Origin of the sequence: Amaricoccus sp. (assembly GCF_036846665.1) — a bacterium.
Lineage (GTDB): Bacteria > Pseudomonadota > Alphaproteobacteria > Rhodobacterales > Rhodobacteraceae > Amaricoccus.
Genome location: NZ_DAIUBO010000161.1, coordinates 1 through 8963, shown reverse-complemented (window position 1 = coordinate 8963; position 8963 = coordinate 1). Strand labels below are relative to the sequence as shown.

General features: G+C 68.9%; 10 protein-coding genes and 1 tRNA gene. 2 read left to right on the top strand and 9 right to left on the bottom strand.

Going from position 1 to position 8963, the window contains the following annotated elements; translation table 11 throughout:
- The 7 genes from V7050_RS14665 to secE form a co-directional block, all read right to left on the bottom strand.
- Positions 1-409 (bottom strand): hypothetical protein (locus tag V7050_RS14665; protein WP_324410726.1); only part of this gene is annotated, 409 nt, incomplete at its 3' end.
- Between the two features lie 229 nt (positions 410-638).
- Positions 639-1025, bottom strand: coding sequence for a 50S ribosomal protein L7/L12 (rplL, locus tag V7050_RS14660; RefSeq protein WP_324370230.1), 387 nt, complete (start codon positions 1023-1025; stop codon positions 639-641).
- A 79-nt stretch (positions 1026-1104) separates the two neighbouring features.
- Positions 1105-1620 (bottom strand): 50S ribosomal protein L10, encoded by a 516-nt coding sequence (gene rplJ, locus V7050_RS14655; RefSeq protein ID WP_324370233.1) that lies wholly within the window; start codon positions 1618-1620, stop codon positions 1105-1107.
- A 260-nt stretch (positions 1621-1880) separates the two neighbouring features.
- Positions 1881-2579: a 50S ribosomal protein L1 gene (rplA, locus tag V7050_RS14650; RefSeq protein ID WP_324370235.1), complete on the bottom strand. Its 699-nt coding sequence runs from the start codon at positions 2577-2579 to the stop codon at positions 1881-1883.
- Positions 2580-2583: 4 nt separating this feature from the next.
- Positions 2584-3012, bottom strand: a complete 429-nt coding sequence (rplK, locus tag V7050_RS14645; protein WP_324370237.1) for a 50S ribosomal protein L11 — start codon at positions 3010-3012, stop codon at positions 2584-2586.
- Positions 3013-3203: 191 nt separating this feature from the next.
- Positions 3204-3737 carry a transcription termination/antitermination protein NusG gene (gene nusG, locus V7050_RS14640; protein ID WP_324370239.1) on the bottom strand — a complete coding sequence of 178 codons (534 nt, stop codon included), beginning with the start codon at positions 3735-3737 and terminating at the stop codon, positions 3204-3206.
- Positions 3738-3891: 154 nt separating this feature from the next.
- The gene (secE, locus tag V7050_RS14635) at positions 3892-4089 is read right to left on the bottom strand and encodes a preprotein translocase subunit SecE (protein ID WP_324370241.1); all 198 of its coding nucleotides are present in this window, start codon (positions 4087-4089) and stop codon (positions 3892-3894) included.
- Positions 4090-4360: 271 nt separating this feature from the next.
- Here secE and V7050_RS14630 point away from each other — a divergent pair, with 271 nt between their 5' ends.
- The gene (locus V7050_RS14630) at positions 4361-5917 is read left to right on the top strand and encodes an alkaline phosphatase D family protein (protein ID WP_324375429.1); all 1557 of its coding nucleotides are present in this window, start codon (positions 4361-4363) and stop codon (positions 5915-5917) included.
- A 43-nt stretch (positions 5918-5960) separates the two neighbouring features.
- Here V7050_RS14630 and V7050_RS14625 read toward each other — a convergent pair.
- A tRNA-Trp gene (locus tag V7050_RS14625) sits at positions 5961-6036 on the bottom strand.
- Between the two features lie 57 nt (positions 6037-6093).
- Positions 6094-6909, bottom strand: coding sequence for a metallophosphoesterase (locus V7050_RS14620; RefSeq protein ID WP_324370550.1), 816 nt, complete (start codon positions 6907-6909; stop codon positions 6094-6096).
- Positions 6910-7168: 259 nt separating this feature from the next.
- Between V7050_RS14620 and V7050_RS14615 the strand changes: the two genes are divergently transcribed.
- Positions 7169-8812 carry a GMC family oxidoreductase gene (locus tag V7050_RS14615; protein ID WP_324370548.1) on the top strand — a complete coding sequence of 548 codons (1644 nt, stop codon included), beginning with the start codon at positions 7169-7171 and terminating at the stop codon, positions 8810-8812.
- Positions 8813-8963: the final 151 nt, after the last annotated feature.

Here is an 8963-nt window from a genome sequence, read left to right as displayed (position 1 = left end):
TCATGAGCGGCATGTCGCCCATGTAGACGTCCTGCTCCTTGATGTCCTTGACCGAGCGTGCGCCGGTTTCCTCGTCCACTTCGAAGACGATGAGGCGCAGCGTGACCTTGAGCGGCGCGGCATAGGTCATGTCGCGCTGCATGCATTCCTCGACGTCGTATTTCGGCGCCTCGAGATCGTATTTCACGAATTCCAGCACCGCGGATTCGTTGAAGTCCCGGATCGGGAAGACCGACTGGAAGGTGCCCTTCAGGCCCTCCCCGTCCGCGGGCTCCGCACCCTCGCCGGAATTCAGGAAGAGGTCATAGCTCGACTTCTGCACCTCGATCAGATTGGGCATCTCCGCGACTTCGCGGATCTTGCCGTAGAACTTCCGAATGCGCTTGTGACCGGAATGCGTCTGAGCCATGCTCGTACCTCTTCGCTTGCACGCACGCCGCCCGGCGGGGAACGGGTGGCGGGGCCTTGCCGGACGTGTCTGATCCAATGCCTGTGCGATTTCCCAGATCGCACACCCGGATCGGACGCGTCTTTCGCGAGGCCCGCGCGCGGGCATCCCGAGAGACGCATCGAACCGGACCCGCGTCGCCGCGGATCCGGTCGGGGTCGTTAGCGCAACCGGCGGTTGCGCACAATCGTCACTTCAGCTCGACCTCGGCACCGGCCGCGACGAGCTTCTTCTGGATCTCCTCGGCTTCCGCCTTGGAGACGCCTTCCTTCACCGCCTTGCCGCCGGCCTCGACGAGGTCCTTGGCTTCCTTGAGCCCGAGGCCGGTGATGGCGCGGACTTCCTTGATGACGTTGATCTTCTGGGCGCCGGCGGCCTTGAGGATCACGTCGAATTCGGTCTGCTCCTCGGCGGCCTCGGCGGGCGCGCCGCCCGCGGCGGGACCCGCGGCCATCATCACCGCGCCGCCGGCGGCGGGTTCGATGCCGTATTCGTCCTTGAGGATATTCTTCAGCTCGGACGCCTCGAGCAGGGTCAGCCCCACGATCTCTTCGGCGAGTTTCTTCAGATCAGCCATTTTCTCAGGTTCCAATCAGGTAGGTTTGCGTCGACCGGTGCGCAAGGCGCGCGCTCTCCGGCCCCGGGTTGCGAAGTCGTCAAGCCGCCTCACGCTCTTCGAGCGTGCTGAGGATTCCCGCGATATTCGCGGCAGGCGCGCCAATGGCAGAGACCAGCTCGCCTGCCGGGGCCCCGATGCACGCCACGATCGAAGCGATAAGCTCCTCGCGCGACGGCATGGCGGCCACGGCTTTCACGCCGGCCTCGTCCAGCGGTGTCGCTCCCATCGCACCCCCGAGGACAACGAGCTTCTTGTTGTCCCTGGCGAAGGCATCCACGGTCTTGGCCGCGGCTACCGGGTCCTCGGAATAGGCGAGCACCGTCATGCCCGTCAGCAGCGATCCCATGCTTTCGCCGGGGGTGCCTTTGAGGGCGATCTTGGCGAGCTTGTTCTTGGCGACACGGACCGATCCGCCGGCGGTCTTCATCCGCAGGCGGAAATCGGTCATCTCGGCAACCGAGAGGCCTTCGTAGTGCGCGACCACGACGACACCAGAGTCCGTGAAGATCTGGCCGAGTTCAGCGACCACAGCTTCCTTTTGGGCTCTATCCACGTTGTTGCTCCAAGTAACTGGCGGTCCGGGGCGTCCGCCCCTCGCCGCCGCTCAGTTTCGCCGGTTGCCCGGCGTCTCGGGTCCTTCTACGGGTTCCCGCCAAAACCGCCCGGATCAGCCCGGTCGATCCCGATCGTTCCCCGTCTCGGGCAGGATTTCCGGGCGAAGGATCGCTCCTTTCGCCCAACCCGCCGTCTCGGACAGTCGGACCGGGAAGGCTCCCGATCCGGAACATCCCCCGGTCGCCCGGGGGAATCCGGTCAGTCGGCCACCGCGCTGGCGATGTCGACCGTCACGCCCGGCCCCATGGTCGAGGAGAGCGCGATCTTCTTGAGATAGGTGCCCTTCGCCCCCGAGGGCTTGGCGCGGTTGACCGCCTGCACGAAGGCACGCACGTTCTCCACGAGCTTGCCCTCGTCGAAGGAGGCCTTGCCGATGCCGCCATGCACCACGCCGGCCTTCTCGGCCTTGAACTGCACCTCGCCGCCCTTGGCGTTCTGGATCGCCTGGGCGACGTCCATGGTCACCGTGCCGACCTTGGGGTTCGGCATCAGGTTGCGCGGCCCGAGGATCTTGCCGAGCCGCCCGACGATCGGCATCATGTCGGGCGTGGCGATGCAGCGGTCGAACTCGATCTTGCCGCCCTGGATCGTCTCCATCAGATCCTCGGCGCCGACGATGTCGGCACCCGCCGCCGTGGCCTCGTCCGCCTTGGCGCCGCGGGCGAAGACCGCCACGCGCACGGTCTTGCCGGTGCCGTTCGGCAGGCTGACCACGCCGCGCACCATCTGGTCGGCATGGCGGGGATCGACGCCGAGATTCATCGCGATCTCGAGCGTCTCGTCGAATTTCGCCGTGGCATTGGCCTTGATGAGCCGGACCGCCTCGTCGACCGCCAGGTTGGACTTGCCCTCGACGGCCTTGCGGGCGGCTGCGGTGCGTTTTGCGAGCTTCGCCATGATCCTACCCCTTGACCTCGATGCCCATGGACCGGGCGGAGCCCGCCACGATCAGCATCGCCGCCTCGATGTCGTTGGCGTTGAGATCCTTCATCTTGGTCTCGGCGATCTCGCGCACCTGGGCGAGCGTCACCGTGCCGGCGGTCTCCTTGCCGGGGAGCTTGGCGCCCGACTTGAGCTTGGCCGCCTTCTTGATGAGGTAGGACGCCGGCGGCGTCTTGATCTCCATCTGGAAGGACTTGTCGGAGAAATAGGTGATGATGACCGGGGTCGGCTGGCCGGCCTCGATCTCCTGGGTGCGGGCGTTGAACGCCTTGCAGAATTCCATGATGTTGATGCCGCGCTGACCGAGCGCGGGACCGACGGGCGGCGAGGGATTAGCCTTGCCGGCGGGCACCTGCAGCTTCAGCTGCCCCATGACTTTCTTGGCCATAGACGGCCTCCTTCTTCTGTCCTGCCACGGGGACGCGTCCCGCGCGGCGTTGCATGGGCGCGGTACGGTCCGGACGGCGCGCCGTCCTCGCCTCCCGCGCGAAGTCCGAAATCCTCGGATTCCGGCCAACTCTTGGCAGGGCACGATCGAAACGCGCAGCCGGCTCGCGCCTGCGCCGACCGTGCCCCCGGTCACGAGGCCTTGGCGACCTGCGCGAATTCCAGCTCCACCGGCGTGGCCCGGCCGAAGATCGAGACCGAGACCTTGAGCCGGCTCGCGCCCTGGTCCACTTCCTCGACCATGCCGCTGAAGCCCTCGAAGGGTCCGTCCGTGACCGAGACCTGCTCGCCGGTCTGGAAGGTGATGATCGAGCGCGGCCGCTCCTGCCCCTCGACCACCTGGTTGAGGATGCGGGCGACCTCGGCGTCGCGCATCGGCAGCGGCTTGCCCTTGGGGCCGAGGAAGCCGGTGACGCGGTTGAGCGAGCTGATCAGGTGATAGGCCCGGTCGGTCATCTCCATCTTGACCAGCACATAGCCCGGCATGAAGCGCTTCTCGGTCTGCACCTTCTTGCCGCGGCGGATTTCGATGACGTCCTCGGTCGGCACCATGACCTCGGCGATCTCGTCCTCGAGATGCTGTTGGGCCACGGCCTCGCGGATCGCCTCGGCGACCTTCTTCTCGAAGTTCGAGAGAACGCTCACCGAATACCAGCGCATCGCCATGCTGTCCGTTACCTCAATCTCTCGGCGGCGCCTCGCCGCCCGACTTCTCTTCTGCCCGCGCCACGCGGGGGCAAACGCAAAGGGCGCGCTACCGAATCGACGCGCGCCTTCCGTGTTGCGAGAGGCGTCCGATTACCCCCGCGCGCGGCGGGGTTCAAGAGGCGAAGTTAAGGATCTGCTCCAGGGCGAAGCGCACGATCAGGTCCACCGTGAAGAAGAAGGTGGCGAAAAGCGTCGCCATGATCATCACCATGACCGTGGTGAGCCCCGTCTCGCGCCGCGTCGGCCAGACGATGCGCGCGGCCTCCGCGCGGACCTGCTGGATGAACTGGAAGGGATTGGTACGGGCCATGGGAACCTGTCCGGACGCTTGAGCGCCGAGCACTTACCCACGCCCCGGGCGGTTTGCAAGGCCGGATGCCATCTCCGCAGGCCGCGGGCGGTTCGGCCGGCCGTCTCCGGGGCGGCAGGCGCCGCATTGCGGATCCTACCGCATGTTGCCGTGATTTCGACGGATTCCACCACTTGTTGGGGCGATGTCACCAATTCTTCGCGAAATGGCAATATCCGGTTAACCATCGCCGCCTAGCCTCCGCACCAGCAGATTGCAGCGGAGGTCCCCGATGCCGCGCCGGTTTCCCCTCTCGCGCCGCCGCTTCCTCGCCTCCGGCGCCGCGGCGCTCGCCCTGCCGGGCTTCAGCCGGGCGCCCGACCGCCCGGTCTTCACCCACGGGGTGCAATCCGGCGACGTGGGAGCCGCCTCCGGCATGGTCTGGGGCCGGGTCGACCGCCCGGCGCGGGTCATGGTCGAATACGCCACCACCGAGAGCTTCCGCGATGCGGTCCGGCTTCCGCCGGTCGATGCGCTGGCGGGCAGCGATTTCGCCGTCAAACGCCGGCTGGAAGGCCTGCCCGCCGGCCAGGACATCTTCTACCGGCTGGTCGCCGCCGATCTCGCGGAGCCCGCGCTGATCTCGGAGCCGGCGACCGGCCGCTTCCGCACCGCGCCCGCGGACCGCCGCGCCGTGCGCTTCGCCTGGTCGGGCGACACCGGCGGGCAGGGCTGGGGCATCGACGACGAAGGCATGCGCAGCTATGCCGCCGTCGCCGGCCACGCGCCGGATTTCTTCATCCATTGCGGCGACACCGTCTATGCCGACGGCCCCATGGCGGAAGAGGCGTCGCTGCTCGACGGCGGAACCTGGCGCAACGTCGTGCTGACCGACGAGAAGCGGAAGGTGGCGGAGACACTCGACGAGTTCCGCGGCCAGTGGCGCTACAACCTCATGGACCGGCATGTGCGGGCCTTCAACGCGGCGGTACCGAGCTTCGTGCAATGGGACGACCACGAGGTGCTCAACAACTGGTCGCCGGGCACCGACCTGCGCGACGATTCCCGCTATTCCGAGACCTCGGTCGCCCGGCTCGCGGCGCGCGCGGCCCGCGCCTTCCACGAGATGACGCCGATAAGGACCGATCCCGCCGACCCGCGCCGGATCTACCGCCGGATCGCCTACGGGCCGCTGCTCGAGGTGTTCTTCCTCGATTTCCGGTCGTATCGCGGAGCGAACTACCTCGCCTCCGACCAGGACCTGCCCCATGCGCGCACCGGCCTCGGCGCGGCCCAGCTCGCCTGGCTGAAGCGCTCGCTCTCGGCCAGCCGCGCCACCTGGAAGGTGATCGCCTGCGACATGCCCATCGGGCTCGTCTCCTGGGGGCGCTCCCCCGGCGGGCTGGCCGCGGAGGCCTTCGCCAACGGCGAAGGCGGCGCGCCGCGCGGCCGCGAACAGGAGATCGCGGATCTGCTGCGCCACATCCACGCCGAAGGCATCGCCAATACGCTCTGGCTGACCGCCGACGTGCATTATACCGCCGCCCATCACTACGATCCGTCGCGGGCGGCCTTCCAGGATTTCACGCCGTTCTGGGAGTTTGTGTCGGGGCCCCTGCATGCGGGGAGCTTCGCCCAGAAGGCGCTCGACCCCACCTTCGGCCCCGAGGTCCGGTTCGTGAAGGCGCCGCCGCCGGGGCTCGGTGCCGCGGTGTCGCCGCGCGACGGCTACCAGTTCTTCGGGCTGGTCGACATCGACGGCGCGACCGCCCAGCTCACCGTGCGGCTCATGGATCGCGACGACAACGAGCTCTGGCGCATCACCCTCGATCCGGCCGTTGCGGTCTAGGTTGCGGCGGCATGGCGCCGCCGTTGCGGCGCGTCCGGCATCCTGGCAGGGGCGATAGGACTCGAACCTACGACCCTCGGTTTTGGAGACCGATGCTCTACCAACTGAGCTACACCCCTAGAGTGCCGGCATGCGCGGCGTGAGATACGACCGATCCCCCCCGGGCGCAAGGGGCGTCAGCGCCCCGACCAGAGGCGGCGGAGCCCGAAGCGCAGGCCGCCGCCGGGGGCGGGCTCGCCCAGGCCAGAGCCTTCCGGCCAGGGCACGGGGCCGGAGGCCTCCAGCAGCGCGACCTCCGCGCCCTCGAGCAGCAGGCAGGAGAGCTTGCCGCTGCGCACCGCGCCGGTGTCGACGGCGATGCGGTTGGGGTGATGCTCGACCCGCGGCACGATGGTATGGCCATGCACGACCTTGAAGCCGAAGTCGCGCCGCGACGACAGGAAGGGCTCGCGGATCCAGATCAGATCGTCGCGGTTCTGCGCCTCCATCGGCACGCCGGGCCGAATGCCGGCATGGACGAAGACGTAGCCGCCGATGCGGTGCCAGAGCCGGCAGCGGTCGAGGAAGGCCGCATGCTCCGCGGGAAAGGCCGCGGCGAAAGCGTCGTGGGTCGCCCGCGGGTCGCGCTCGTGGGCGTCCCGCACGCCGTAGGAGGCGAGCGTCGCGCCGCCGCCCATGGCCGAATGCAGCCAGTGATAGGTGCGGTCGTACCATTCGGGATCGCGGAGATAGGCCTCGATATAGCTGTCGTGATTGCCGAGCAGGAAGACGCTCGGCAGATCCGAGGCCTCGATGCCGATGAGCCGGTCGAGAACGCCGCGACTGGAGGGCCCGCGGTCGACATAATCGCCCAGCATGACCAGCAGCGGCCGGGGATGAGGCCGGGCGGCGAGGTCGGCGCGCAGGCGCGCGTGCATGGCGTCGAGCAGGTCGAGCCGGCCGTGCACGTCGCCGATGGCATAGATCCGCTGCCCCTCGGTGGCATCGCTCATGCGGGGCGCTCCCGGCGCGGGGCGTGACGATTCACCATTCGGTCCCGTGATCCATCCTGCATCCGGCCCGCCCGCGCTGCTTTTCCGGCCTTCTAGCATGCCGATTCCGGGGGATCACGCGCGATATGCCCGGCGCCCTCTGGCGCCCCGTTCCGCCGTCCCCGCCAGTTAACCATAGAAAATCTTTACATAATCGGAGGCGATATGCAGACTCCTCCAAGAAGCATGATCGTATCGAGTTATAAAGCTCAACCCAGGAATGAACAAATTACGTTCCAACCGGCAACGGGATGTCATTGTCGTCGGCGCCGGGCTCGGCGGCGCGAGTGCCGCATGGCAGCTCGCCGAGCGCGGGCTCGACGTGCTGGTCGTCGAGGCGGGACCCGACGTCACCGCCCCCCTCGCCGCGAAATCCGCCTATTCGCGGCTGGCGGCGCGGCTCCAGGAGCCCGCCTTCCCCGAGCAGGAGGACTGGAACGCCGGCGTCCTCTCCTATTACGAGCGCGGCCGCGGCGGGGCCGCGCCGCGCAGGGTCGCCACGCGACTCGGCCAGGGGCTGGGCGGCACCTCCGTGCGCTATGCCGCGGCGCTCGGCCGGTTCCGGCGCAGCGACTTCGCCGGCAGCGTGGCCGAGGGCCACGCATCGCTGCTGCCCAATGCCTGGCCGATCGGTTACGACGGTTTCCGCGGCCATTACGCCCGGGCGGAATCGCTCTTGCGGGTCTGCGGCGAGCGCGATCCGCTCGACCCCGACGACGATGCCGACCTCCTGCCGCCGCCGCGGCTCTCCGCGGCCGCCGAGGCGCTCCGCACCAGCCTCGCGGCGAAGGGCCACGCGCCTTTCCGCCTGCATGTCGGCCTCGATTATCTTCCGGGATGCATCGAATGCTTCGGCGCGCGCTGCGCCCGCGCCTGCAAGGCCGACGGCTACAACCGCGCGCTGCAGCCGGCGCTCGCCACGGGCCGGGTGGCGCTGGAGACCGGTCTGCGCGTCGAGGCGATCCTGCCCGAGGATGGCGGCGTCGCCGTGCTCCTGCGCGACCGGGAAGGCGTCGCCACGATGCGCCGTGCCGGGCGCATCGTCCTCGCGGCCGGCGCGCTCAACTCCCCGCTCATCCTCGCGCGGTCCACCGCGCTCTGGGGGGATGCCGGGCCGCCGGCGATGCTCGGCCGCGGATTGATGTTCCATGTCTCCGATTTCTTCCTGGTGATGTCCCGGCGCGAGGCGGATGGCCAGGGTCCGCGCAAATGGCTGGCGCTGCGCGATTTCTATGCTGACGGCGAGGCCGGTATCGGCGAGATCCAGTCGACCGGCTACAGCCTGGAGACCGGGGCGCTGATGCAGGCGATGCGCGGCCTGATCGCGGGGCTGCCGTTGCGCCCCGCGCCCTGGATGGTCGAGGCGCTGCGCCCGCTCGCCTGGAGCATGGCAGCGCTCATCGGGCCGAGGCCCATCTTCACCACGATCACCGAGGACCTGCCCGACGCCCGCAACCACGTGCGCAGCGAGGGCGGCAGGATCGTGGTGGAATATTCCGTCGACCCCGCCCTCAAGCGCCGCGCCGCGGCCAACCGCGCCCGCATCCGCGCGGTCTTCGCCCCCTTCGGAGTGCATTTCCTGGGCCGGCACGCGCAGCCCAACTGGGGGCATCCCATGGGCACCTGCCGGATGGGGCTCGATCCCCGGACCTCCGTGACCGATCCCGAGGGCAGGGTGCATGGCCAGCCACGGATCCATGTCGCCGACGCCTCGGTCTTCCCCTCCTCGGGCGGCGCCGGCCCGGCGCTGACCGTGGTCGCCAATGCGCTGCGTGTCGCCGACGCGCTTGCCGACGCGAGTCTGGCCGACCGGCAGGCCATGCAGGATCCGGCCCCAATCCGGGCCATGCAGTCGGTTCCCTGACCGGCGGGAAGGCTGCCCCCCTCACCCCGTGCCGCAGGCCGGGGGCGCCCCGGCAAGGAAAAGGGCGCCGTGGGGGCGCCCTTCCGGTTCCTCGGCCCTTCGGCGTTATTCGATGATCTTGGAGACGACGCCTGCGCCGACGGTGCGTCCG